At 63.7% G+C, this 22,391-nt stretch carries 19 protein-coding genes and 2 pseudogenes; 13 read left to right on the top strand and 8 right to left on the bottom strand.

Annotated elements, in window-relative coordinates:
- Positions 1-45: 45 nt before the first annotated feature.
- Positions 46-501: a hypothetical protein gene (locus tag PanNE5_RS21890; protein ID WP_261938805.1), complete on the bottom strand. Its 456-nt coding sequence runs from the start codon at positions 499-501 to the stop codon at positions 46-48.
- A 97-nt stretch (positions 502-598) separates the two neighbouring features.
- Between PanNE5_RS21890 and PanNE5_RS21885 the strand changes: the two genes are divergently transcribed.
- The gene (locus tag PanNE5_RS21885) at positions 599-2,095 is read left to right on the top strand and encodes a cryptochrome/photolyase family protein (RefSeq protein WP_017234896.1); all 1,497 of its coding nucleotides are present in this window, start codon (positions 599-601) and stop codon (positions 2,093-2,095) included.
- Between the two features lie 290 nt (positions 2,096-2,385).
- Here PanNE5_RS21885 and PanNE5_RS21880 read toward each other — a convergent pair whose 3' ends face one another.
- From PanNE5_RS21880 to PanNE5_RS21870, 3 genes are all read right to left on the bottom strand, one after another.
- Positions 2,386-3,324, bottom strand: a complete 939-nt coding sequence (locus tag PanNE5_RS21880; protein WP_083902364.1) for an urea transporter — start codon at positions 3,322-3,324, stop codon at positions 2,386-2,388.
- A gap of 276 nt (positions 3,325-3,600) precedes the next feature.
- Positions 3,601-5,319: a glutamine--tRNA ligase/YqeY domain fusion protein gene (locus PanNE5_RS21875; protein WP_261938804.1), complete on the bottom strand. Its 1,719-nt coding sequence runs from the start codon at positions 5,317-5,319 to the stop codon at positions 3,601-3,603.
- 109 nt (positions 5,320-5,428) lie between these two features.
- Complete coding sequence (locus tag PanNE5_RS21870) at positions 5,429-5,626, bottom strand: hypothetical protein (RefSeq protein WP_017234899.1); 198 nt, start codon at positions 5,624-5,626, stop codon at positions 5,429-5,431.
- 154 nt (positions 5,627-5,780) lie between these two features.
- Here PanNE5_RS21870 and PanNE5_RS21865 point away from each other — a divergent pair, with 154 nt between their 5' ends.
- The 9 genes from PanNE5_RS21865 to PanNE5_RS21825 all read left to right on the top strand — a co-directional run bounded on the left by PanNE5_RS21865 (position 5,781) and on the right by PanNE5_RS21825 (position 16,521).
- Positions 5,781-6,296 carry a hypothetical protein gene (locus tag PanNE5_RS21865; RefSeq protein ID WP_150563082.1) on the top strand — a complete coding sequence of 172 codons (516 nt, stop codon included), beginning with the start codon at positions 5,781-5,783 and terminating at the stop codon, positions 6,294-6,296.
- Between the two features lie 558 nt (positions 6,297-6,854).
- The gene (locus tag PanNE5_RS21860; RefSeq protein ID WP_017234901.1) at positions 6,855-7,088 is read left to right on the top strand and encodes a hypothetical protein; all 234 of its coding nucleotides are present in this window, start codon (positions 6,855-6,857) and stop codon (positions 7,086-7,088) included.
- A gap of 101 nt (positions 7,089-7,189) precedes the next feature.
- Positions 7,190-7,678: a GNAT family N-acetyltransferase gene (locus PanNE5_RS21855; RefSeq protein ID WP_261938803.1), complete on the top strand. Its 489-nt coding sequence runs from the start codon at positions 7,190-7,192 to the stop codon at positions 7,676-7,678.
- A gap of 86 nt (positions 7,679-7,764) precedes the next feature.
- Positions 7,765-9,696, top strand: a complete 1,932-nt coding sequence (locus PanNE5_RS21850; protein ID WP_261938802.1) for an ATP-binding cassette domain-containing protein — start codon at positions 7,765-7,767, stop codon at positions 9,694-9,696.
- A gap of 310 nt (positions 9,697-10,006) precedes the next feature.
- Positions 10,007-11,986: a DNA topoisomerase IV subunit B gene (locus tag PanNE5_RS21845; RefSeq protein ID WP_017234904.1), complete on the top strand. Its 1,980-nt coding sequence runs from the start codon at positions 10,007-10,009 to the stop codon at positions 11,984-11,986.
- Between the two features lie 108 nt (positions 11,987-12,094).
- Entirely contained in the window at positions 12,095-12,511 is a 417-nt protein-coding gene (locus tag PanNE5_RS21840) for a DUF4399 domain-containing protein (RefSeq protein WP_017234905.1), read from the top strand.
- On the top strand, positions 12,495-13,457 hold the full coding sequence (locus PanNE5_RS21835) for a lytic transglycosylase domain-containing protein (RefSeq protein WP_017234906.1): 963 nt from the start codon (positions 12,495-12,497) through the stop codon (positions 13,455-13,457). Before PanNE5_RS21840 ends, PanNE5_RS21835 begins: the two co-directional genes overlap by 17 nt.
- Positions 13,458-13,719: 262 nt before the next feature.
- Positions 13,720-16,056 carry a DNA topoisomerase IV subunit A gene (gene parC / locus PanNE5_RS21830; protein ID WP_261938801.1) on the top strand — a complete coding sequence of 779 codons (2,337 nt, stop codon included), beginning with the start codon at positions 13,720-13,722 and terminating at the stop codon, positions 16,054-16,056.
- Positions 16,057-16,068: 12 nt separating this feature from the next.
- Entirely contained in the window at positions 16,069-16,521 is a 453-nt protein-coding gene (locus PanNE5_RS21825; protein ID WP_017234908.1) for a CopD family protein, read from the top strand.
- A gap of 19 nt (positions 16,522-16,540) precedes the next feature.
- Here PanNE5_RS21825 and PanNE5_RS21820 read toward each other — a convergent pair whose 3' ends face one another.
- Positions 16,541-17,464 (bottom strand): LysR substrate-binding domain-containing protein, encoded by a 924-nt coding sequence (locus PanNE5_RS21820; protein WP_017234909.1) that lies wholly within the window; start codon positions 17,462-17,464, stop codon positions 16,541-16,543.
- Positions 17,465-17,596: 132 nt separating this feature from the next.
- Between PanNE5_RS21820 and PanNE5_RS21815 the strand changes: the two genes are divergently transcribed.
- Positions 17,597-18,865, top strand: a complete 1,269-nt coding sequence (locus PanNE5_RS21815; protein WP_017234910.1) for an MFS transporter — start codon at positions 17,597-17,599, stop codon at positions 18,863-18,865.
- A 94-nt stretch (positions 18,866-18,959) separates the two neighbouring features.
- On the opposite strand, the pseudogene PanNE5_RS21810 reads toward PanNE5_RS21815, so the two are convergent.
- Positions 18,960-19,385: pseudogene (locus PanNE5_RS21810) on the bottom strand (LysR substrate-binding domain-containing protein); the annotation flags it as partial.
- 1 nt (position 19,386) lies between these two features.
- Here PanNE5_RS21810 and PanNE5_RS21805 point away from each other — a divergent pair.
- Both PanNE5_RS21805 and PanNE5_RS21800 read left to right on the top strand, forming a co-directional pair.
- Positions 19,387-19,590, top strand: a pseudogene (locus PanNE5_RS21805) (SDR family oxidoreductase); the annotation flags it as partial.
- A gap of 35 nt (positions 19,591-19,625) precedes the next feature.
- The gene (locus PanNE5_RS21800) at positions 19,626-20,417 is read left to right on the top strand and encodes an SDR family NAD(P)-dependent oxidoreductase (protein WP_261938800.1); all 792 of its coding nucleotides are present in this window, start codon (positions 19,626-19,628) and stop codon (positions 20,415-20,417) included.
- A 152-nt stretch (positions 20,418-20,569) separates the two neighbouring features.
- Here PanNE5_RS21800 and PanNE5_RS21795 read toward each other — a convergent pair whose 3' ends face one another.
- Positions 20,570-21,025, bottom strand: coding sequence for a RidA family protein (locus PanNE5_RS21795; protein WP_261938799.1), 456 nt, complete (start codon positions 21,023-21,025; stop codon positions 20,570-20,572).
- 132 nt (positions 21,026-21,157) lie between these two features.
- Positions 21,158-22,348, bottom strand: coding sequence for a PLP-dependent aminotransferase family protein (locus PanNE5_RS21790; RefSeq protein ID WP_261938798.1), 1,191 nt, complete (start codon positions 22,346-22,348; stop codon positions 21,158-21,160).
- Positions 22,349-22,391 lie beyond the last annotated feature (43 nt).

Genomic DNA, 22,391 nt, shown 5'->3' with positions numbered 1-22,391 from the left:
ACGCGCATGCGACTTTGTCGGTTCGACGTGAGACCGGCGAGACGCTCACCGCAGCGCGCGCAACTCCCTGGCACGTGCGCGCGCCACCCGCAGGCCGTCGGCTTGAAGCGCGAGTGTGGCGGCATCGGCTTGCTGCGAGGCGTCGGTTGCTGAGGTGTACGTCACAACCGCGGCCTGTCGCTCACGTCTGAAACGCCCGGTGATCGGGGCGCACTCGGCGGCGGCTTCGTCTGCCAGCCGGATCGGGTCCGGCACGAGATCGACATAGCGAGCAACGTGGCCGTACAGGCATGTGCGGTACTGGTCGGCAGCGGTGTCGGCGGCCGCCAGATGATGCTCGCGCAACTGGGCGGCATCGGGCGCGCCAGAACGTGCCGAAGTCAATGCGCCGCGCGGCGCTGTCGAGGTGGCGCAGCCGGTCATGAGCAACGCGGCAGCGAGGCAGAACACGGCCGGCACCACCCCGCGCATGTGAGCCAAAATCGGAAGCTTCTGAGTCATAAGGTAATCGAGGCCGATGGCGTAAAGTCCGCGATATCGCTATGGTACGGGATTGGGCGGAACCTACAATGGCGCGCACGTGTGGCGCCAATCTGACATGAGCGATTTCCATAAGGGGTTGGTTTGGATCCGGCGCGACTTGCGCTGCACGGACAACGCAACGCTCGCGCACGCGCTTGCCACGTGCCAAGCGGTGTATGTCGTGTTTGTGTTCGACACAACGATTCTCGACGTCTTGCCGCGCGACGATCGTCGTGTCGCATTCATCCACGACAGCGTGAGCGAATTGGCCACCACGCTGACGCATGCCGGCGGGGCATTGATTGTGCGCCACGGGGATCCGGTGGCGGAGATTCCGTCGCTGGCGAAGTCGCTCGGCGTACAGGCCGTGTTTGCCGGGCGCGATTACGAGCCCGCCGCCGTGGCACGCGATCGCTCGGTGGCTCGCTCGCTCGACGAACGCGGCATTGCCTTCGAGGTCGTCAAGGATCAGGTGATTTTCGAGGCGAGTGAGATTCTCACGGCGCAGGGCGAGCCGTACAGCGTGTTCACCCCGTATCAGCGCGCTTGGTTGAAGCAGGTGAGACCGGTGGATTTGGCGCCGCACGGCCGCGACGCCGATCGGCGGCGATTGGCTGTGCCACCGACGGGCAGCGGTGCACTCCCGTCACTGGCGTCGTTGGGCTTCGAGGTGTCCGACGCGCGCCGTATGGCCATCCCTGCCGGGGAGTCTGGCGCCCGTCAATTGCTGGACGATTTTCTGCCGCGCATGGCGCATTACCATGAGCGACGCGACTACCCTGCCATACGCGGGCCGAGCTATCTGTCGGTACATCTGCGTTTCGGCACGATTTCGATACGCACGCTCGCCCGCGAGGCGCACGCCGCCATGTTGCGAGGGGGGGACGACGGTCGCGGCGCGCAAACATGGCTCAGCGAGCTTATCTGGCGCGAGTTCTATTTCATGATCCTGCACCATCATCCGCGCGTCGTGGCACAGGCGTTCAAACCTGCCTACGATGCCATCGAATGGGCTGCCGGCCAAGCGGCCGATGCCGATTTTCAGGCCTGGTGCGAGGGACGCACGGGGTATCCGCTCGTCGATGCCGCCATGCGCCAGATCAACCAGACTGGCTATATGCACAACCGCCTGCGCATGGTGACGGCGAGCTTCCTGGTCAAGGATCTCGGTATCGATTGGCGGCGCGGGGAAGCCTACTTTGCGCACGCGCTCAACGACTTCGACCTCGCGGCGAACAACGGCGGCTGGCAGTGGGCGGCGTCGACCGGATGCGACGCGCAACCGTATTTCCGCATCTTCAATCCGGTGACGCAGTCTGAGAAGTTCGATCCGCAAGGGCGCTTCATTCGGAAGTACGTGCCGGAGCTGGCCAATCTGCCCGACAAGGCGCTGCATGCTCCCTGGCGGGCCGACGCGCAGACGCTGCTCGATGCCCACGTGGCGCTGGGACGCGACTATCCGCCGCCGCGGGTGGCGCACGACGTGGCGCGCAAGGAAACGCTGGCACGATATGCGGTCGTGAAGACGCCGGCGGTTTCCGGCAAGCGCGATGACGGCTTGGATGCGGACTGAGCAACGATCGGTGTATACCCCCGTCAACTTTTCACGCGTCTCACCGTTGATAGAGGTAAGGCACGCGAGAGGGCCGGGCTTCGGTGGTGCATCAGGAACGTCGGGGGGCGTTTGCGGGTGTCGGGGGAGAAGCCACACAATAAATAACGACCGCACGGCTCGGGAACGAGCAAGGGCAAGCCAAAACCACACGGGACAGCGAGCGGATGCTTCGCCGCGCAGACGGCAGTCTCGCAATACGGGGTGAACGATGAGCGAGTGCCCGGAACGTTAGCGTTTCGGGCATTTTTTTATGCGGAGATCGGTGGCCTTGGCCGGGCCGTCGCGCGAAGCATGGTCCATACCGCCAGATTGAACGGCAACGTAAAGTACGGCCAGCCGAACGGACCGAACACGGTGCCGAGCGCAACGCAAATGATGCAGGCCAGAAAGGCGCCCGCGAAGCGTACGGTTGGGCGATGTCCGAACATTCCTAGGCCGAGTGCAGCGAGAAACGCGTTGATGCCAATGCCCCCTGCCTGCGTGGTCATTGGCGGCCAAAGTGTCGCCAGTGCGGCGAGGCCCGACCAGACAGTGACGCCCGCCGCGAGCGCCCACAGCGTGGCGCGGGGGTTCCAGAGGGCCAGGACGTACCAGGTCAGCAGGCCCAGCACCAGTGGGGCGACGAAAACGACCTGACCGACCGAGCAGAAGACGAAACCCGGCGTGCCGGTGTCGCAGGCGAGTGCCCTGGCCTGCGGCAACCAATGCAGCCACCGCTGCATCGCCCAGGTGAGTGCCATCACACCCACGAATGGGCCGGTGAGGGCAGGTAGTGCATAACGCGAGAGGGTCGCGGTTGCGATCACGGTCAGGCAGACACAGACCGCCAGCCATGCGACGAACGTGGCGTCGGGTTGCCATAACGCGCCGAATGCAATACCGGTGAGGGTCGCGTTGTATCCCAATCGCCCGTTACGAAGCAGTGCGTGTGGCAGTCGCAGCGCGACCGCGAGGCACGACGCGGCGATACTCGCCGCCAGTCCTGTGATCGCAGCCGAGAGGTTGGCGAGGGCGAGTAGGACGAACAGCAACAATCCGACCCTTGCCGAAGGGACAAAATAAATCTGCGCAAAATTCGCCGCCATGCCGGGCAACGCATCGATCCACCCTCGGCGCTTGGCAGCGGCACGCGGCAGGGCCAAGGTCGCGGGCGAAGCAGGGGGCGGCGAAAGGTGAGGGATTGACATGGGCAATCGTGGAGAATCGCGCGAATCGGGGGGGGCTCGCGGCATCCGGTGCACAGCGGCTGAGCGGTGGGCGAGCAATGGGCGCGAGCTTACGCCGAACTGGCGGTTTCGGGCGCGTCGGCGCCTTATATTAGGTATAGCGTTGGCATTGGGTCGGTAGTGCTCCGACAGCGCACAGGTATGGCGGCGGGGCTGTGTCTGACTGGCGCCCCAAAAAACAAAACCCGCGCACGAGGGCGCGGGTTGAGTGCTACGCGGAGAATTGCCGCAAAGCGTTTACTTGCCACCGCCCTTGGCCGGCTTGACCGCCCAACTGTCCTTAAGCGAGACGATGCGATTGAACACCGGCTTGCCCGGTGCCGAGTCCTGACGGTCGGCTACGAAGTAGCCGTGGCGCTCGAACTGCACGCGATCTTCCGGCGCAACACTCATCAGGCCCGGTTCGACGTAGGCCTGCGTGACGCGCTTGGCGTTCGGATTGATGGCGTCGAGGAAATTTTTGTCTCCCGTATCCGGATTCGGGTCGACGAACAGACGGTCGTAAATGCGCACCTCCGCCGCGAGCGCGTGCGGCGCGCTCACCCAGTGGATGTTGCCCTTGACCTTGTAGTTGTCGGCGCCCGGCGTACCTGATCGGCTGTCCTCGAAATACTGGCAATGCACGGCAGTGACGTTGCCATCGGCATCGGTATCGAAGCCCGTGCACTCCACCACGTAACCGTAGCGCAGTCGCACCTTGTTGCCGGGGAACAGGCGGAAGAAGCCCTTGACCGGCTCGGCCTGGAAGTCTTCGCGCTCGATCCAAAGCTCGCGCGAGATCGGGAACGTGCGCATGCCTCGCTCCGGCGCGTGAGGATGCACCGGCGCCTGGCAGTCTTCCTGCTTGCCTTCCGGATAGTTGTCGATGATCAGCTTGAGCGGGTCGAGCACCGCCGTCGCACGCGGTGCCTTCGGGTCGAGGTCGTCGCGCAGGGCTTGCTCGAGAACGCTCATGTCGATCCACGATGCCGACTTGGCTACGCCGATGCGCTCGCAGAACAACTGCAGGCTCTCCGGCGAGAAGCCGCGACGGCGCAGGCCGACGAGCGTGGGCATGCGCGGGTCATCCCAGCCGTCGACGTGCTTTTCGTCGACCAGCTGGCGCAGCTTGCGCTTGCTCGTAATGGCGTAAGTCAGTTGCAGGCGCGCAAATTCGATCTGCTGCGGCATCGGCCGCTTGAACATGCCCGCGTCGGCCAGCTCGCCGAGTACCCAGTCGTAGAACGGACGCTGATCTTCGAATTCCAGCGTGCACAGGCTGTGCGTGATGTTCTCGATGGCATCCTCCAGCGGATGCGCATAGGTGTACATCGGGTAGAGGCACCACGCGTCGCCGGTTCGGTGGTGGTGCGCATGACGGATCCGATAGATCGCCGGGTCGCGCAGATTGATGTTCGGCGAAGCCATGTCGATCTTGGCGCGAAGCACATGCGTGCCGTCGGCGAACTCGCCCGCGCGCATGCGACGGAACAGATCGAGGTTCTCCTCAACCGAGCGGTTGCGGAACGGCGAATCCTTGCCCGGCTCGGTGAGATTGCCGCGGCTGGCGCGCATGTCGTCGGCGCTCTGGCTGTCAACGTACGCCTTGCCGCGCTGGATCAGGATCTCGGCGCCCTGATAAAGCTGTTCGAAGTAGTCGCTCGCAAAGTAAAGGTGTTCCTTTTGCGGCGTCTGGTAGCTGAAGCCGAGCCACTTGACCATGTCGATGATCGAATCGACGTATTCGGTCTCTTCCTTCTCGGGGTTGGTGTCGTCAAAGCGCAGATGGCACACGCCATCGTAGTCGCGCGCCACGCCGAAGTTCAGGCAGATGGCCTTGGCGTGGCCGATGTGCAGATAACCGTTCGGCTCCGGCGGGAAGCGCGTTTCGACGCGTTGGCCCCATTTGCCCGAGCGATTGTCGTCGTCAATGATGTTGCGGATGAAATTGGATGCCGCGTTCAGCTCTGTGCTCATGCCAGTCCAGTGTTCGGAGTTTGGCGAATATTCTACCGTACCGCACTGCACCACGGGCAGGCGTCGACACGCCCTGTCGACAAAGGCAAGTGATCTCGGCCCGCAGGCGTTACCCGTTGGACGCTTGGACCGATGTCCGCTGGCCCGGCCAAGCGGCGTAGGACAACAGCCAGAGGGAGATGATGTTGACGACCGGGATGAAGGCCAGCACCGTGAACCAGGGGGACAGGCCGAGGCGGGTCAGAATCCGCCAGACGGGAACACCCACGAGCACGATAGCGACGAGCAAGCCAATGAGACTGGACATACGTAATCTCCCGATAGTCCCGCCGGCGGCGGGGCATGGCGCCAGATCCAAGTATATCGCGCGGCTACGCCGTCGCCGCGCCTGGATTGTTCTATCCTGAAAGCACTGCCGGTCCTGCCGGCGGCTCCAAGAGTCACCCTCAAGGGAGAACATCATGGAACTGCACCTCCACTCGCATCGCTACACGCACCGCTCGCCCGACTGGGCCGCGGCCGCCGTTTCCGGTTTTGTCGCCTGCGCCTTCTTCTCGGCGGTGGAAATGCTGATGGTGCTGCTGGTCTCCGGCCAGAGCCCATGGGTGCCACCCCGCATGGTCGCCGCCATCGCGCTGGGGCCTGGCATCCTGACGCAGCCTGCTACGTTCGACCTGTCCATTGTGGCCATGGCGCTCATTGTCCACGCGGTCATCGGTGTCGTTCTGGGTGTGGTGCTTGGTGCGATCGTCGCCCCCTTCCGGCTGGATTCGGATGTGGTGACGGTGTCGGTGGCGGGGGCGATCTTCGGGCTGGCCGTGTACGCCGTCAATTTTTACGTCATGACGCAGTGGTTCCCATGGTTCGTCGCCTCGCGCGGCTGGACGATGGTGGCGGGACACGTGATCTTCGGCGCGTTCGCGGGCTATATGTATTGGGTGCTCGCCCAAATTGACGACCGCGCCGCCACGCCTTGACCTGACTTGGGCGCCGGTCTGCTTTGGTGTCGAGACAGCAATTTTCTGTTATCATTCGCTATCTGCACCGTTTTTTTCGTCAATTTCGAATTGAACGGATAGCAGTCAAGCGAGGCATGCATAGCGGGGCCGGCTGAGCGCCTGTCCCGAGGTGGCCCGCGTGTGGCACGATTATCACTACAAATGTGCCGCACGACTTTGTTACCGCATGTCACGCTGAACGCTTGGCGTGAATTCACGCGTCCAACGTTCTTGCCGTCGCCCTCGACTGGGCGACAGCGCATCGTTCCCCGAAACTGGATGGAAGTCGTACAGAACGCCCTCATTGCGCCCGCATTGCGCAATGCCGGTGCGCATGTGGCCTTGCGCTACGTGACGCGTTCACCTGCACCGCCTGTCGTATGTCAGTCACGCGAATGTCGTGTGTTTGTCATGTTGAGCAGATAGGCTGCGTGCACTTCACGGAAACATTTGTGCAGATTTGCACTCTCATCACCGTAAGCCGATTCGAGAGGGATAGTTATCAGTCATATTTTTTGCAGTAAGAAGGATTCAAAAATGAAAACAACACAATTTCAAGAATTTCAGTACAGCGTGCGTGCCGTCGAGCGCGACAACGCTCGTTGGGACGCGTTCTACGAGATTCACCGCCCGACCCATGGCGGGTTGGAAAAAGTCGGGGCCTATCAGGTCCAGACCGCCTACGGCTTTGCCACGCAAGGCAACGCCCTCGACGACGCCGAGCGTAATGCCCGTGCCGACATCGAGCAGGGCATCGTCTACTTCCAGTAAGTCGATCTCCCCCATTCATTCCCTGTGCGCGATGCCGGCATCGTTGTGTGGCGACGGTGCTATAGTCCCGCCTTTCGCAACGTATGGCCGGAGAGTCGGGAATGGAATGGATGTGCGAGTCGTTCGATGCGCTGGGCAGTTCCCTGCTTTACCGTATTCTGGCCGCGCGAAATGCCGTGTTCGTGGTCGAGCAGCAATGCCCGTATCAGGACATCGACGGACGCGACCCTCACAGCCTGCATCTCGTCGCGCAAGTGCGCGATGCGGCGGATGCGCTGCAGATTGCGGCGTATTTGCGGCTGTTGCCGCCCGGAGTGGCCTACGACGAAGCGTCGATCGGGCGTGTGATCACGGCGGCGTCGCATCGAGGCACCGGGCTCGGGCGCGAATTGCTGACGCGGGCCGTGGCGATCGCCGATGAGGCATGGCCGTTGGCGTCGCTGCGCATCGGGGCTCAGGCGCATCTCGAAGCGTTCTATGGCGCCTTCGGTTTCGTCAAGGCCAGTGAGCCGTATGACGAAGACGGCATTCTGCATATCGAAATGCTGCGTCCGCCGGCGGCGTTCAACAGCACAACCCTAAAGCCATAGCCAAGCCGTAGCCGTGCATTATCGGCCGGGCCCTCGCGCCCGGCACTACAATATCTCCCATCGTAGTTCTCCCGTTCCCCCGACACATGGCCTTGTATTCCATTTCGGGCGCCCAATTGGCGTTCGGTCACGTGGCATTGCTCGACAATGCCGATTTTTCGCTCGAAGCCGGTGAGCGCGTTGGACTTATCGGCCGCAACGGCGCCGGTAAGTCGTCGCTGCTCAAGATCGTGGCGGGCCAGATGGTTCCCGACGACGGCCTTGTGGCACGGCAGGCCTCACTCAATACCGTCTACGTGCCGCAGGAGCCTGAGTTCGATCCCGAACTGACGGTCTTCGACGCCGTCGCGCTTGGCCTCGGCGAATTGCATGGGCTGCTCTCCGACTACGAACGCACGGTGGACGCGCTTGCCGATGCCCCTGAGGGCGCCGAGCACGACGCGCTGCTCGCGCGGTTGAATACGTTGCAGGCGTCGCTCGACAATGCGGATGCGTGGCAATTCAAGACACGGGTGGAAACGACGGTTGCGCAACTCGGGCTCGATGGACACGCGCGCGTCGGGTCGCTCTCCGGCGGTATGCAAAAGCGTGTCTCGCTCGGGCAGGCCTGGGTGGCCAAACCCGACGTGCTGCTGCTCGACGAACCGACCAATCACCTCGATTTCGAAGCGATTCGCTGGTTGGAGGATTTGCTCATCGGCTATCGTGGCGCGCTATTGTTCATCACTCACGACCGTAGTTTCCTGGATCGTGTGGCCACGCGTATCGTCGAACTGGATCGTGGGCGTCTGCTCTCCTATCCGGGCAACTTCACCCAGTTTCAAGAGCGCAAGGCTGCGCAGCTCGAGATCGAGCGCGTGGAGAACGAGAAGTTCGACAAGCTGCTCGCGCAGGAAGAAGTGTGGATTCGCAAAGGTGTTGAAGCACGCCGTACGCGCAGCGTGTCGCGCATCGAGCGCCTGAAGACGATGCGTAGCGAACGTGCCGATCGCCGCGAGATTCAGGGCAATGTGCGCATGGATGTGGCGCAGACCGAGAAGTCCGGCAAGATCGTGGCCGAGCTGACCCATGTCACGAAGGCTTACGGCGAGCGTGTCATCGTGCGCGACTTTACGGCGACGCTCATGCGCGGCGACAAGGTCGGTCTGGTGGGCTCGAATGGCGTGGGCAAGACGACGATGCTCAAGCTCATTCTCGGCGAGATCGCGCCGGACAGCGGACAGATTCGTGTCGGTACCAATCTTCAGGTGGCGTACTTCGACCAGATGCGTGCGCAACTCGATCCCGAGAAGAGTCTGCTCGATACGATCAGCCCGGGCAGCGACTGGATCGAGATCAATGGCGCGCGCAAGCACGTCATGAGCTATCTCGGCGACTTCCTGTTCTCGCCGGAGCGCGCGCGCTCACCGGTGAAGTCGCTCTCGGGCGGCGAGCGCAATCGTCTGCTGCTCGCGCGCCTGTTCGCGCGTCCGGCCAACGTGCTCGTGCTCGACGAACCGACCAACGATCTGGACATCCCGACGCTCGAACTGCTCGAAGAGCTGCTCGAGGAATACAGCGGCACGGTGTTCCTCGTGAGCCACGATCGCACGTTCCTGGACAACGTCGTGACCTCGGTCATCGCGGCCGAAGGCGACGGCAACTGGCGCGAGTACGTTGGCGGGTTTACCGATTGGCAGGTACAGAGCCATCGGTCCGCTGCGCTCGCCGCGCAACGCGCCCCCGTCGAAGTCGCCGCGAAGGACACGGCAACCGCATCAAAGCGCCCTACGAGCCGCACCGCCAAACTCAGCTACAAGGAGCAGCGCGAACTCGACGGCCTGCCGGCGCGCATCGCCGCGTTGGAAACCGAGCAACAGGAAGTGGGGGCAAAGCTCGAAGACGGTTCGATCTATGCGAAAGATCCGGCTGCCGGTGCGGCGTTGTCCGAACGTTTCGAAGCGATTGAACTGGCGTTGCTCGATGCGCTCGAACGCTGGGAACTGCTCGAAGCCAAGCAGCGCGGCGATGGCGCGTAAGCGTCGGCATCCGGTCAGCGAGCGGCGAGCGGCCGTGGCCGTGGCCCGGCCGCGTTGCATGGTGCCGTTGGCGTTGTCACCCGATCACGTCGCGAGTGACAGTACAATAGGCCGCGATGCATCGGGCGCGGCTCGCCTCCGGACAACACCGGCCGGGCGCTGGGCGTGCTCAGCGTGCCCATTCGGTGGGCGCCGCAACTCAAGTCGTTGATACGGCGTCACTTTTGTCATGTGTTCATGGGTTTTCCCCGTGGTTGTCCACAGGAACTGTGGATAATCGCCGGGCGTCGTACCCTAATTCAGTCACGCTATGTCGAAAAAAAATACGCCTGCCCAATACAGCGAAGCGTCCATCAAGGTCCTGAAGGGCCTTGAACCGGTCAAGCAGCGCCCGGGCATGTACACCCGCACCGAAAATCCGCTGCACATCATTCAGGAAGTCATCGACAACGCCTCTGACGAAGCGCTTGGCGGTTACGGCAAGCAGATCCTCGTCACGCTGAACAAGGATGGTTCGGTGAGCGTCGAGGACGACGGCCGGGGTATTCCCGTCGGCATCCACCCGGAAGAGGGTGTGCCGGTCGTCGAGATCGTCTTTACGCGATTGCATGCGGGCGGCAAGTTCGACAAGGCGGCCGGTGGCGCCTACACCTTTTCGGGCGGCTTGCATGGGGTTGGCGTGTCGGTGACGAACGCCCTGGCCACGCGACTGGCCGTCACGGTCTGGCGCGACGGCCAGGTCTCCGAGCTGGAATTCGCCGATGGCGGCAACGTCGACGTGGCATTGCACTCGCGCGCCGCACAACGCGGCGAGAAGAAGAGCGGCACGCGCGTCACCGTCTGGCCCGATTTGAAGTACTTCGATAATCCCACGCTGCCGCTGAGCGAGCTGCAACGGTTGCTGCGCTCGAAGGCGGTGCTGCTGCCGGGCGTGCGCGTCACGTTGCGTCAGGAGAAGACCGGCGACGAGCAGACGTGGTGCTATGAGCATGGCTTGCGCGGCTATCTTGTCGAATCGCTGGGCGGCGCCGAGCCGCTGATTCCGCTGTTCGAGGACGAGCGCTTTGCCGATGGCAACGAGGACAGCTTCGCCGAAGGCGAGGGCGCGGCCTGGGTCGTGGCATGGACCGAAGACGGCGCGCCGGTGCGTGAGTCGTATGTCAACCTGATTCCGACACCGGCTGGCGGCACCCACGAATCGGGTCTGCGCGAGGGGCTGTTCCAGGCGGTGCGTGGTTTCATCGAACTGCACAATCTGCAGCCCAAGGGCGTGAAGCTGCTGCCGGAAGACGTCTTTTCGCGCGTGTCGTTCGTGTTGTCCGCGAAGGTGCTCGATCCGCAGTTTCAGGGGCAGATCAAGGAGCGCCTGAACAGCCGCGACGCCGTGCGTCTGGTGTCGTCCTTCACGCGTCCAGCGCTCGAGTTGTGGCTCAACCATCATGTCGAGCATGGCAAGAAGCTGGCCGAACTCGTGATTCGTCAGGCGCAGGCGCGCACGCGCGCGGGCCAGAAGATCGAGAAGAAGAAGAGTTCCGGCGTAGCGGTGCTTCCGGGCAAGCTGACGGATTGCGAGACCGAAGACATCACGCGCAACGAACTGTTCCTGGTCGAGGGCGACTCGGCGGGCGGCTCGGCGAAGATGGGGCGGGACAAGGAGTTTCAGGCGATTCTGCCGCTGCGCGGCAAGGTCCTCAACACGTGGGAGACCGAGCGCGACCGACTCTTCGCGAACAACGAAGTGCACGACATCGCCGTGGCCGTCGGTGTCGACCCGCATGGCGCGAACGACACGCCTGACCTGTCGAATCTGCGCTACGGCAAGATCTGCATTCTCTCGGATGCCGACGTCGACGGCTCGCATATTCAGGTGCTGCTGCTCACGCTGTTCTTCCGCCATTTCCCGCAACTGATTGCGAAGGGTCATGTGTATGTGGCCCGCCCGCCGCTCTATCGCGTGGATGCGCCGGCCCGTGGCAAGAAGCCCGCACAGAAGCTCTACGCACTCGACGAAGGCGAACTGGAAGCGATCCTCGACAAGCTGCGCAAGGATGGCGTACGTGACACCGCATGGTCGATCAGTCGTTTCAAGGGGCTGGGCGAAATGAGTGCCGCGCAGTTGTGGGAAACCACCATGAATCCCGACACCCGCCGGTTGAGCCCAGTGGCGCTTGGCGGCCTCGATTTCGATGCGACCGTGGCGCGCATGAACATGCTCATGGGCAAGGGCGAGGCGGCGCAGCGTCGCAGCTGGCTCGAAGCCAAGGGCAATGAGGTGGAAGCCGACATCTGAGCGGATTCCCGGCATCGGTGCAGTGGCGGGTGCCTCACGCGCCGGCAGGCCAGCGTGAGCGCTCACATCGTGGGATAATCCACCCTTCACCCTTCCGGGAGTCGCGTTATGTTGCGTTCCATGCGTTGCCTTTTTGTGTCGCTGTTGGTTGCCGGCGCAAGCGCCACCGCGCTGGCACAGTCGGCTCAGCCGCGCGTCTTCTTTGTGGCGCCGGCGGACGGCGCAACGGTGTCGAACCCGGTCGCGGTCCATTTCGGCGTCGAGGGCATGGCGATCAAACCGGCAGGCGACATGACGCCCAACACCGGTCATCACCATCTCATCATCGACGGCGATTCCATTCCCGCAGGTCAGGTTGTCCCCACGGACGACACGCACCTGCATTTTGGTAAAGGCCAGACCGAAACGAGCGTCAATCTGACGCCCGGCGATCACACGTTGACGTTGCAGTTCGCCAACGGTGCTCACCAATCGTACGGTCCCGCCATGAGCCAGACCATCAAGGTGCATGTCAAAGGTCGGTAACTTCACCGTTTCGATGGCGCGCCGCATTCGAGCGATCAGCCGACATTGCGCGCCGCGACGTTTCGTCGGGCCCGCGCTGGCCGCCGCGCTGCTTGTCGCGACGCCATTCGCACACGCCGAACTCTATGGTTATGTCGATGAGAACGGCGTCGCCCATCTCGCGGCACGCAAGCTCGACGCGCGTTATCGTCCGGTCGTCGGGGCGGGCGGCAACGTCGACCTGCGTGCGTCGCACGGCGATACGGCCAGTGGCGTGGATCGCTCGCGCCTGTACGATGCCCTCGCCCGACATCCCAATCTGAAGACGCTGGCGCCCGTGATCGCGCAGGCTGCGCAGCGTTATCACGTCGATGTGGCGTTGCTCAAAGCGGTCATTGCGGCGGAGTCGGGATTTGATAGCGCCGCAGTGTCACCCAAAGGCGCCGTTGGCTTGATGCAAGTGCTTCCGTCAACGGGCGAGCGCTACGGCGTGCGCGCAGACGCGCGACGCACGGTCGCCGACAAGCTCGCCGATCCGCGGACGAATGTGCTGACCGGAGCCCGCTATCTGCGTGATCTGCAAACGCGTTATCCCGACCGTCTCGAACTGGTGCTCGCGTCGTACAACGCGGGCGAGGGGGCGGTGGCGCGTCACGCCGACCAGATCCCGCCGTATGCCGAAACGCGCGACTACGTGGCGACCGTGCTCGCCCTTTATCGACGCTTCGATCCCGATGCGCCCGCGCTGGGGCAGGGCGGCGGGGCGATACGTATGAGCGGGGCGAGCCCGGGCGGCGCTCACGTGGGGCGCGTTGGCGGTGCGCGCGTGAGCGGCTCGCGCGACGGTCGCATCCACGTCATTCTGGGTGCGCCGGCCGGACTGCCCGTCGTGCCGGCTGCTATGCCGAATGCGTCGGTACGAGCATCGGCGCAAGGGGCGCTGTCGTCTTCGCCAACGATCGATTGAGGCACCCCAGCAACGCCGCCAGGGGCGGCGTCACGAAGGCGCCAGCGGCGCTGTCGCCTGTCGATCCCCACGGTCTGACGCTCGGATTTGTCCGAAATGCGTGCGCAATCCCGCCGATTCCCGCGTCCTCCGATCCGAAAACACGTCTCGCTTTGCCAATCGGACGTGTTTTTGCCGAAATGTGCCGACGAGCTTGGTATGATCTCGCGGTCAACGTCTCCCCGAACTCTCGTCAAACGTTCGCAGCAAACCCATAGGTTTTATGGAACAAGTAGAAGATCTCTTTACGCAACCGTCGGATGACGACACGCTGACGCTTGGCGCATATGCCGAGCGTGCCTATCTGGACTATGCGATCAGTGTTGTCAAAGGCCGTGCACTGCCGGATGTGTGCGACGGCCAGAAGCCGGTGCAGCGCCGGATTCTGTTTGCAATGAATGAAATGGGCCTCGCGGCCGACGCCAAGCCGGTGAAGTCGGCGCGCGTGGTCGGCGATGTGCTCGGCAAGTTTCACCCGCACGGCGACCAGTCCGCCTATGACGCGCTGGTGCGTCTCGCGCAGGACTTCTCCATGCGCTATCCGCTCATCGACGGCCAGGGTAATTTCGGCTCGCGCGACGGTGACGGCGCGGCGGCCATGCGTTACACCGAAGCGCGTCTGACGCCGATCGCGAAGCTGTTGCTCGACGAGATCGACGCGGGCACCGTGGACTTCGTGCCGAACTACGACGGCTCGACGCAGGAGCCGAGACTATTGCCGGCGCGGCTGCCGTTCGTGCTGCTCAACGGAGCGTCGGGGATTGCGGTGGGGCTCGCGACGGAAATTCCGTCGCACAATCTGCGCGAAGTTGCGTCGGCGGCGGTTGCCCTGATTCGTAACCCGAAGCTCGACGACGCCGAATTGATGACGCTCGTGCAGGGACCGGACTTCCCCGGCGGAGGCCAGTTGATTTCGAGTGCGGCGGAAATTCGCGCGGCCTACGAAAGCGGCCGTGGCAGCCTCAAGATGCGCGCGCGCTGGAAGATTGAGGAGATGGCGCGAGGTCAGTGGCAGGCGGTGGTCTATGAGCTGCCGCCGAACACGTCGGGTCAGAAGGTGCTCGAGGAAATCGAGGAAATCACCAACCCAAAGGTCAAGCTCGGCAAGAAGACGCTCACGCCCGAGCAGCAGAATCTCAAGCAGTCGATGCTCGGCATGCTCGATGCGGTTCGCGACGAATCGGGCAAGGACGCCCCCGTGCGACTGGTGTTCGAGCCGAAGTCGAGTCGCATCGACCAGCAGGAATTCATCACGATGCTGCTCGCGCACACGAGCCTTGAGTCGAGCGCGTCGGTCAACCTCGTGATGGTCGGCGCCGACGGCCGCCCGACGCAGAAGTCGCTGCGCGACATTCTGTCCGAGTGGATTGGATTCCGCTTCGAGACGGTCACACGTCGTTCGCGCCACCGTCTGGGCAAGGTCGACGACCGGATTCACATCCTCGAAGGCCGGATGATCGTCTTCCTGAATATCGACGAAGTCATCCGCATCATTCGCGAGTCCGACGAGCCGAAAGCCGCGCTGATGAGCGCGTTCGGGTTGAGCGAGCGTCAGGCGGAAGACATTCTGGAAATCCGTCTGCGTCAGCTGGCGCGTCTGGAAGCGATCAAGATCGAGCAGGAGCTGGCGTCGTTGCGCGACGAGAAGGCGAAGCTCGAAGAATTGCTCGCCAACGACAGCACGATGAAGCGTTTGATCATCAAGGAAATCGAAACCGACGCGAAGCAGTTCGGTGACGATCGCCGCACGCTGATTCAGGAAGAGAAGCGAGCCGTGGCCGAAGCGCGTGTGGTCGACGAGCCGGTAACGGTCGTGGTGTCCGCCAAGGGGTGGGTGCGCGCGCTCAAGGGCCATGGCCTCGATGCACAAGGCTTCTCATTCAAGCAGGGCGACGCGCTGTATGGCGCGTTCGAATGCCGCACCGTGGATCCGCTGATCGCGTGGGGCAGTAATGGCCGCGTCTATTCGGTGGCCGTGGCGCTATTGCCGGGCGGGCGGGGCGACGGCGTACCGCTCACGTCGTTGATCGAACTGGAGTCGGGCTCGCGCTTGCTGCATTACTACGCGGCGTCGGGCGAGCAACCGCTGCTGCTGGCAACGTCGACGGGCTTCGGTTTCACGACGAAGCTGGGCGATATGGTCAGCCGAGTGAAGGCCGGCAAGTCGTTCATGACCATCGACGAAGGTGCGGCACCGCTGGCCCCCACGCCGATTTGGCAGGGTGCCAGCGCGGTGGCGTGCCTGTCGAGCGACGGTCGTCTGCTCGTGTTCGGCATGGACGAAATGAAGTCGCTCACGGGCGGCGGACGCGGTGTCACGCTGATCGGTCTCGATGACAAGCAGACGCTGGTGTCGGTCGTGCCGATCGGCGAAGCGGGCGTTACCGTGTATGGCGAAGTGCGCGGAGGCAAGCTTCAGGCCGAGACGCTCGCTGGGCCGTCGCTCGCCCCGAACATCGGCAAGCGCGCCCGCAAGGGACGTGCGCCCGCAGTCAAGTTCGCGACGTTCAAGCCGCGTTCGCTCGAGCCGGTACTGCCGGCCGCCCCTTCGGCATCCTGACGGGAGTCACGCATGAACGTTTATGCCTTGAGTTTGTTCTTGCATCTGGTGAGTGTGGCGGTCTGGATCGGGGGGATGTTCTTTGCGCTCGCCTGCCTGCGTCCGGCGTCCTCCGAATTGTCGCCGCAGCAACGTCTGCCGTTATGGGAGGCGGCGCTCTCGCGCTTTTTCACCTGGGTCGGCGTGGCCATCGTTCTGATCCTGCTGTCGGGCGGACACATGATGCTCGGGATGGGCGGCATGCACGCCCGTTGGCCCGTGCATGCGATGGCCGGCATTGGCGTGGTGATGATGCTCGTCTTCGGTCACATTCGCTTTGCGCTGTTTCCGCGTCTGCAACGCGCGGTGCAGGCGCAGTCGTGGCCGGACGGCGCTGCCGCGGTCAATGGGATCCGGCGGCTCGTGATCCTGAATCTAGTATTGGGCGTCGTCGTCATCGGTCTGGCAGCGTCGCTGCGCGGCTGATTGCGGGCCTCGCGGGACCTCATGCGCCAGGCGGCGTCGTCTCATGAAGGCGGCCCGCCACTTCGCGGCAAATCGCGACGAACGCCTGCACCAATGGGCTCGCGTCGTCGCGACGCTTGGCCAGCAGCAGGGGCGTGTGCGCGTCGGGCTCGCTAAGGTCCATGAAGCATGCGCCCTCGATCTGGATGCATCGCACGGCGGCCGGGAGTATCGCCACGCCCAGCCCGCTCGCCGCGAGTGCCACGATGGTGGTCGACTCGCGTGCTTCCTGTACGACGCGCGGCGAAAAACCAGCCCGCTCGCACATCCGCCGTATTTTTCCATCGATCGCCGTGCCCACATCGTGCGGATGCATGATGAACGCCTCATGGGCGAGGTCGGCCATGGACAAGCTTGCGCGCCCTGACAGCGCATGACCCTGGTGCAAGACCACGACCAGCGCTTCGTCGATCAATGTCTCGAAACTGAGCCCCGCGATTGGCGGCGCGTCGTCCGCCTGACGCACCAGGCCAATGTCCAGCGTGCGCTCGGTGAGCGCGTCCCGTTGCCGCTCCGAAGGCGATTCGATCAACGTCAGCGTCACGCGCGGATATCGCAGGCGATAGCCGGTGAGGACCCGTTTCATCAGGTTCGTCATCGGTGCGGACGTCGTGAACGCGATGCGCAATTCCCCGGCGTCGAGTCCCGCAATCTGTTGCACTTCCTGACGGGCGGCTTCCGCGTCGGCGAGGATCTGACGCGCCCGCACGAGGAACGCCCGCCCGGCGGTGGTCAGGAAAACGCGTCGCTGTGCGCGCTCGAAGAGCGCCACGCCCAATTCGTCCTCCAACGCACGGATCTGCATCGAGAGCGGCGGCTGGCCGATATTGAGCTTCTGCGCCGCACGGCTGAAATGCAACGCTTCAGCGACGGCCACGAAGTAGCGCAGATGACGCAGTTCCATGCTTCAGTCCTCGATTGATCTGTTTTATATATGGAAATATCGCGTAAATATATATTGGACGTGGGGTAACGGCAAACCTATGATTCGACGTATACATTTCCCCCCAAGTCTCGCGTGAGTCGCTCCAGCGTCATGGCATCAACGAACTCCCTTTCTCTTCCCAATGGCGCCGCCGCAGGCGTCGGCACGCCGGCATCCAAGCTTCCGGCGGGTGTCGCGCGCGGCACTCGTGAATATGCCGTCATCAGCCGAGCCCTCTTTTTCGGCGGGTTCTCGACGTTTGCCCAGCTGTACTGCATGCAGTCGCTGTTGCCGCTGCTGACCACGACGTTCGGCATCACGCCGGCACAGGCGAGTTGGTCGGTCTCGGCAGCCACGATGATGATGGCGCTGGGTCTGCTCGTGACCTGTGTCGCCGCAGATCGTGTGAGCCGCAAGCGCATGATGACCATTGCGCTGCTCAGTTCGTCGGTGCTCACGCTTGCGAGTGCGTTCTCTACCAACTTCGAGACGATCGTCATCCTTGGCGCCCTCAAGGGCTTGGCGCTCTCCGGACTGCCCGCCATCGCAATGGCATACCTGAGCGAGGAAATCGATCAGCGCTCGCTCGGAATGTCGATGGGGCTCTACATTGGCGGGAACATTCTCGGTGGCATGGCCGGACGCGTGCTGTCTGCGTTGATTGCCGACCTGTTCTCGTGGCGCGTGTCGGTGGCGGTGATCGGGCTGGTCTGTCTGGCGATGGGGCTGGAGTTCGCCCGCAGCCTGCCGCATTCGCGTCGTTTTTCGCCGCGCGACATGACGGTTCGCGAAGCGATCGGACATGCGCGGCGGCACCTCGGTGATCCGGCGCTGCTCGGCCTGTACCTGTTCGCCGGCCTGATGATGGGCAGCTTCGTGAGCGTCTACAACTATCTGGGCTTTCACCTGTCGGCGCCGCCGTTCCATCTGCCGCACGCCGCCATTGGGGCGATCTTTGCGATGTATCTGATCGGCGTGATTGGCTCGTTCATCGCGGGACCGCTGTCGGATCGCGTGGGACGTCCTCGACTGCTGTGGGTGCTGGTGGCGTTGGCGTTCGTGGGACTGGTGACCCTGCTGGCGTCGCAAGTGCTGGGCGTGGTGATCGGTCTCGCGATTTTTACGTTCGGCTTCTTTGGGGCGCATACCGTCGCCAGCAGTTGGGTGGGGCGCCGCGCGACCGAAGGGCGGGCGATCGCCTCGGCGCTGTACCTGTTTTTCTACTACATGGGCTCCAGCCTGCTCGGCAGCTACTCGGGTGTCATGCTCAAGGCGCACGGCTGGCACGGCGTGATTGCCCTGCTGGCGGTGGCGGTCGTGCTGTCGCTCGCTGTCGCGATAGCCATGCGGCGCGCATACGGCAGCGGCAAGCCGCGCTGATCGTCACCGGCAACGCGCGCCAACGCGCAGAACGATTCCCCGGTCCCTGAGCCGGAACGTCCGAGCACGCCGAACATAGGCGCGTGACGCGCGATCAGCGCGTCGCCGGCGCGATGCCCACCTCGTTTCCGTCACCCCGATCCCATGGGGGCACACCGCCGAACGCACCGACCAGGAAGTCGATCATGACGCGCACGCGCGCGCTGAGGTGTCGGCGGCTCGGGTACATGGCGAGTATGTCGATTTCAGGCAGACGATAGTCGGGCAGCACCTGAACGAGCTTGCCCGCACGCAGATCGTTGCCGATCAGGAACGTGGGTTGCCAGATGATGCCTCGTCCGGCCAACGCCGCCGCGCGCGCGGTATCGCCGTTATTGGTATGCATGTGGCAGTCGACCCGCACGGCGTGGGTCTTGCCGCCACCGTCGATCAGTTGCCACTCGTCGCCGGTGGCCGCATACGTGTACCCGATACAGCGATGCGTGATCAGGTCCGCCGGCACGGTTGGATGTCCGTCGCGGTCGATCATCTTCACGTCGACGTTCGTGGGTTACTCGTTCGCGTTTCCCGGCACGGCAGCCTACGCGGTGAGCAAGGCGGGGCTGATCGGGTTGACGCAGGCGCTTGCCGCCGAGTACGGTGCGCAGGGTGTGCGCGTCAACGCCGTGTTGCCCGGCGCCGTGGACACGGAGATGTATCGCGACATGAACGACACCGACGCGTCGCCATCTCAATGCATTCACTGAAAAGGAAATCTCTCATGGACCTGCAATTGAAGGGCAAACTCGCGCTGGTCAGCGGAAGCACGGCCGGCATCGGTCTCGCCATTGCCAGCACACTGGCGCAGGAAGGCGCGCGTGTGATCGTCAATGGTCGCGCCCAGTCATCGGTTGACGACGTCGTTGCGCAACTCAAAGCGGACACCGGCGGCGAGGTGTACGGATTTGCGGGGGATCTCAGTACGGCTGCGTCAGCGGACGAACTCGCGCGGCGCTTTCCGAACGTGGAGATTCTGGTCAATAACCTGGGCATCTTCGAGCCCAAGCCGTTTGAAGCCATTCCCGACGAGGACTGGCGGCGTTTCTTCGACGTCAACGTGCTGAGTGGAGTGCGTTTGGCGCGTCTGTTCCTGCCGGCGATGCGGCAGGCAAACTGGGGGCGCATTATTTTCATTTCGAGCGAAAGCGCCGTACAGATTCCCGCTGAAATGATCCACTACGGGATGACGAAGACCGCGCAGCTTGCGGTCTCGCGTGGGCTCGCGGAAGCGGTTGCCGGCACGGGCATTACCGTCAATAGCGTGCTGCCGGGGCCGACTAAATCGCGGGGCGTGGGGGAATTCGTGGAGACGCTCGCAAAGGCCGACGGCAAATCGTTCGAAGCGTTCGAAAAGGAATTCTTCGAAACCGTACGTCCCACATCGCTCATCAAGCGATTCGGTTCGCCGCAGGAAATTGCGTCCCTCGTCGCATACGTCGCCAGTCCGCTGTCGTCGGCGACGACAGGCGCCGCGTTGCGAGCCGATGGGGGCGTGATCAAGAGCGCCTTCTAGACCCACACGAGCGTTGGGCCGGCGCTGCCCAGTGCTGGCTCGATGAAGGGGCGACGGGGGTGGTTGTAGTTAGAGGAGGGAGACGGCCGTAAGGCGGCACGCCTCCCATCACAACGCCATGCGTCGAGCGTCAGGCGGTCATCGAACGAGGGTCAGGCGAGTTCGGCGATCAGCTCGATCTCGACGCAGGCGCCCAGCGGGATCTGTGCGACGCCGAAAGCCGAACGCGCGTGCTTGCCGGCATCGCCGAAGACTTCCGCGATCAGTTCCGACGCGCCGTTCGTCACCAGATGCTGATCGGTGAAGTCCAGCGTCGAGTTGACGAGGCTCATTAGTTTCACGACACGCTTGACCTTGTTCAGGTCACCCGTGTGCGCGTGCAGCGTGGCGATCAACTCGATGGCCACGGCGCGTGCCGCGGCTTTGCCTTCGTCGACGCTCACGTCCTGGCCGAGCTTGCCCGTCCAGATCTTGCCGTCTTTCTTGGGCAGGTGGCCCGAGAGGAACACGGTGTTGCCGGTCTGCGCACTCATCACGTAGGCGGCGGCGGGCGCGCCAGCGGTCGGCAGTTCAATACCCAGTTGCTTCAGTTTGTCGTAGACGGACATGTACGGCTTCCTTGCAGATACGTTGGGCCGGACCGAGACATCGGCCCGACAGGTGGGTTGAAAGTGGGCCGATGACCGCGTCCGTCGGCGACCGGCCTGAATCGCTTCAGGCCGGCAGGGGCGACAAACGGATCAGGCCGCGCGCCGCGCGAGCGCTTCGGCGACGAGCGCCCCGAGGCGCGCAACGCCTACCTCGATTTTCTCGGGCGGCACGGTGACGAACGACAGCCGCAGCGTATTCGAGGGCGGCGTGCCGACATAGAACGGCGCGCCGGGCACGAAGGCGACATTCTGCGCAATCGCTTTATCCAGCAACTGCATGGTGTCGATGCCGGCGGGCAATGTCAACCAAATGAACATGCCGCCGGCCGGCGGGGTCCAGGTGGTGCCCGTCGGCATGTGCTTCGCCAGTGACGCGAGCATCGCCTTCGCCTGCGCGGCGTAGAGCGTGCGGATCGACGGGATGTGCGTGTCCAGGAAACCGTCCTTCACGACCTCGTAGGCAATGCGCTGCGTGAGACTCGGTGTGTGCAGGTCGGCGGCCTGTTTGGCCTGCACCAGCTTGGCGATGACTGCCTGTGGGCCGATGATGAAGCCGAGGCGCAGCCCCGGCGCGAGCACCTTCGAGAACGATCCCATGTAAAGCACATGCGCCGGGGCGAGCGACATGAGGCTCGGCAGGCGCTGGCCTTCGTAGTCGAGTTCGCCATACGGATCGTCTTCGATGATCGCCAGGCCGTCGCGCTTGGCAACGGCGGCCAGCGCTTCGCGGCGCGCCATCGGCAGGCGGCGTCCGGTCGGGTTCTGGAAGTTCGGCATGGCATACAGGAAGCGCGCACCCTTCGTTTGCTCGGGCGTGAGCGCCTCGGGCAGCAGACCGTGGTCGTCGGTCGGCACCGGCACATACGTCGGGGCGAACAGCGAGAACGATTGCAGCGCGCCCAGATAGCTCGGCGCTTCGACCAGCACGCGGCTGCCTTCGTCGATAAATATCTTGCCGATCAGGTCCAGGCCCTGCTGCGACCCGGTGGTGACCAGCACGTTCTCGGGCGCGAGCGTCAGGCCGTCGCGCGAGTAGCGCTTCGCGATCCATTCGCGCAGCGGGGCGAACCCTTCGGTGGCGCTGTATTGCAGTGCGGCCTGCGGCGAGTCGGTCAACACGCGCTCGGCGGCCGCGCGCATGCGCTCGATGGGGAAGGTCGCGGGCGACGGCAGGCCGCCGGCGAACGAAATGACGTCCGGGCGTTCCGTGACCTTGAGGATTTCGCGAATCGCCGAGCTGGTCAGATGGCGGGCACGTTCGGAATATTGCCAATCATGCATGAGGGTCTCGCTTTGAGAGGGCGGCCGGATCGACCGGCCGCTG

Origin of the sequence: Pandoraea sp. NE5 (genome assembly GCF_024363545.1) — a bacterium.
Lineage (GTDB): Bacteria > Pseudomonadota > Gammaproteobacteria > Burkholderiales > Burkholderiaceae > Pandoraea > Pandoraea cepalis.
Note: the sequence above shows the minus strand (reverse complement) of the source record. Positions and strands in the feature narration are given on the sequence as shown.

What these genes read in the sequence shown, in the direction of transcription:
- PanNE5_RS21850 (WP_261938802.1), top strand. Translation starts at nt 7,765, where the DNA reads ATGGCCTTGTATTCCATTTCGGGCGCCCAATTGGCGTTCGGTCACGTG.
- parC (WP_261938801.1), top strand. Translation starts at nt 13,720, where the DNA reads ATGGAACAAGTAGAAGATCTCTTTACGCAACCGTCGGATGACGACACG.
- PanNE5_RS21870 (WP_017234899.1), bottom strand. Translation starts at nt 5,626, where the DNA reads ATGTCCAGTCTCATTGGCTTGCTCGTCGCTATCGTGCTCGTGGGTGTT.
- PanNE5_RS21880 (WP_083902364.1), bottom strand. Translation starts at nt 3,324, where the DNA reads ATGTCAATCCCTCACCTTTCGCCGCCCCCTGCTTCGCCCGCGACCTTG.
- PanNE5_RS21855 (WP_261938803.1), top strand. Translation starts at nt 7,190, where the DNA reads ATGGAATGGATGTGCGAGTCGTTCGATGCGCTGGGCAGTTCCCTGCTT.
- PanNE5_RS21865 (WP_150563082.1), top strand. Translation starts at nt 5,781, where the DNA reads ATGGAACTGCACCTCCACTCGCATCGCTACACGCACCGCTCGCCCGAC.
- PanNE5_RS21790 (WP_261938798.1), bottom strand. Translation starts at nt 22,348, where the DNA reads ATGCATGATTGGCAATATTCCGAACGTGCCCGCCATCTGACCAGCTCG.
- PanNE5_RS21860 (WP_017234901.1), top strand. Translation starts at nt 6,855, where the DNA reads ATGAAAACAACACAATTTCAAGAATTTCAGTACAGCGTGCGTGCCGTC.
- PanNE5_RS21840 (WP_017234905.1), top strand. Translation starts at nt 12,095, where the DNA reads ATGTTGCGTTCCATGCGTTGCCTTTTTGTGTCGCTGTTGGTTGCCGGC.
- PanNE5_RS21890 (WP_261938805.1), bottom strand. Translation starts at nt 501, where the DNA reads ATGACTCAGAAGCTTCCGATTTTGGCTCACATGCGCGGGGTGGTGCCG.
- PanNE5_RS21845 (WP_017234904.1), top strand. Translation starts at nt 10,007, where the DNA reads ATGTCGAAAAAAAATACGCCTGCCCAATACAGCGAAGCGTCCATCAAG.
- PanNE5_RS21795 (WP_261938799.1), bottom strand. Translation starts at nt 21,025, where the DNA reads ATGTCCGTCTACGACAAACTGAAGCAACTGGGTATTGAACTGCCGACC.
- PanNE5_RS21835 (WP_017234906.1), top strand. Translation starts at nt 12,495, where the DNA reads ATGTCAAAGGTCGGTAACTTCACCGTTTCGATGGCGCGCCGCATTCGA.
- PanNE5_RS21825 (WP_017234908.1), top strand. Translation starts at nt 16,069, where the DNA reads ATGAACGTTTATGCCTTGAGTTTGTTCTTGCATCTGGTGAGTGTGGCG.
- PanNE5_RS21885 (WP_017234896.1), top strand. Translation starts at nt 599, where the DNA reads ATGAGCGATTTCCATAAGGGGTTGGTTTGGATCCGGCGCGACTTGCGC.
- PanNE5_RS21800 (WP_261938800.1), top strand. Translation starts at nt 19,626, where the DNA reads ATGGACCTGCAATTGAAGGGCAAACTCGCGCTGGTCAGCGGAAGCACG.
- PanNE5_RS21815 (WP_017234910.1), top strand. Translation starts at nt 17,597, where the DNA reads ATGGCATCAACGAACTCCCTTTCTCTTCCCAATGGCGCCGCCGCAGGC.
- PanNE5_RS21875 (WP_261938804.1), bottom strand. Translation starts at nt 5,319, where the DNA reads ATGAGCACAGAGCTGAACGCGGCATCCAATTTCATCCGCAACATCATT.
- PanNE5_RS21820 (WP_017234909.1), bottom strand. Translation starts at nt 17,464, where the DNA reads ATGGAACTGCGTCATCTGCGCTACTTCGTGGCCGTCGCTGAAGCGTTG.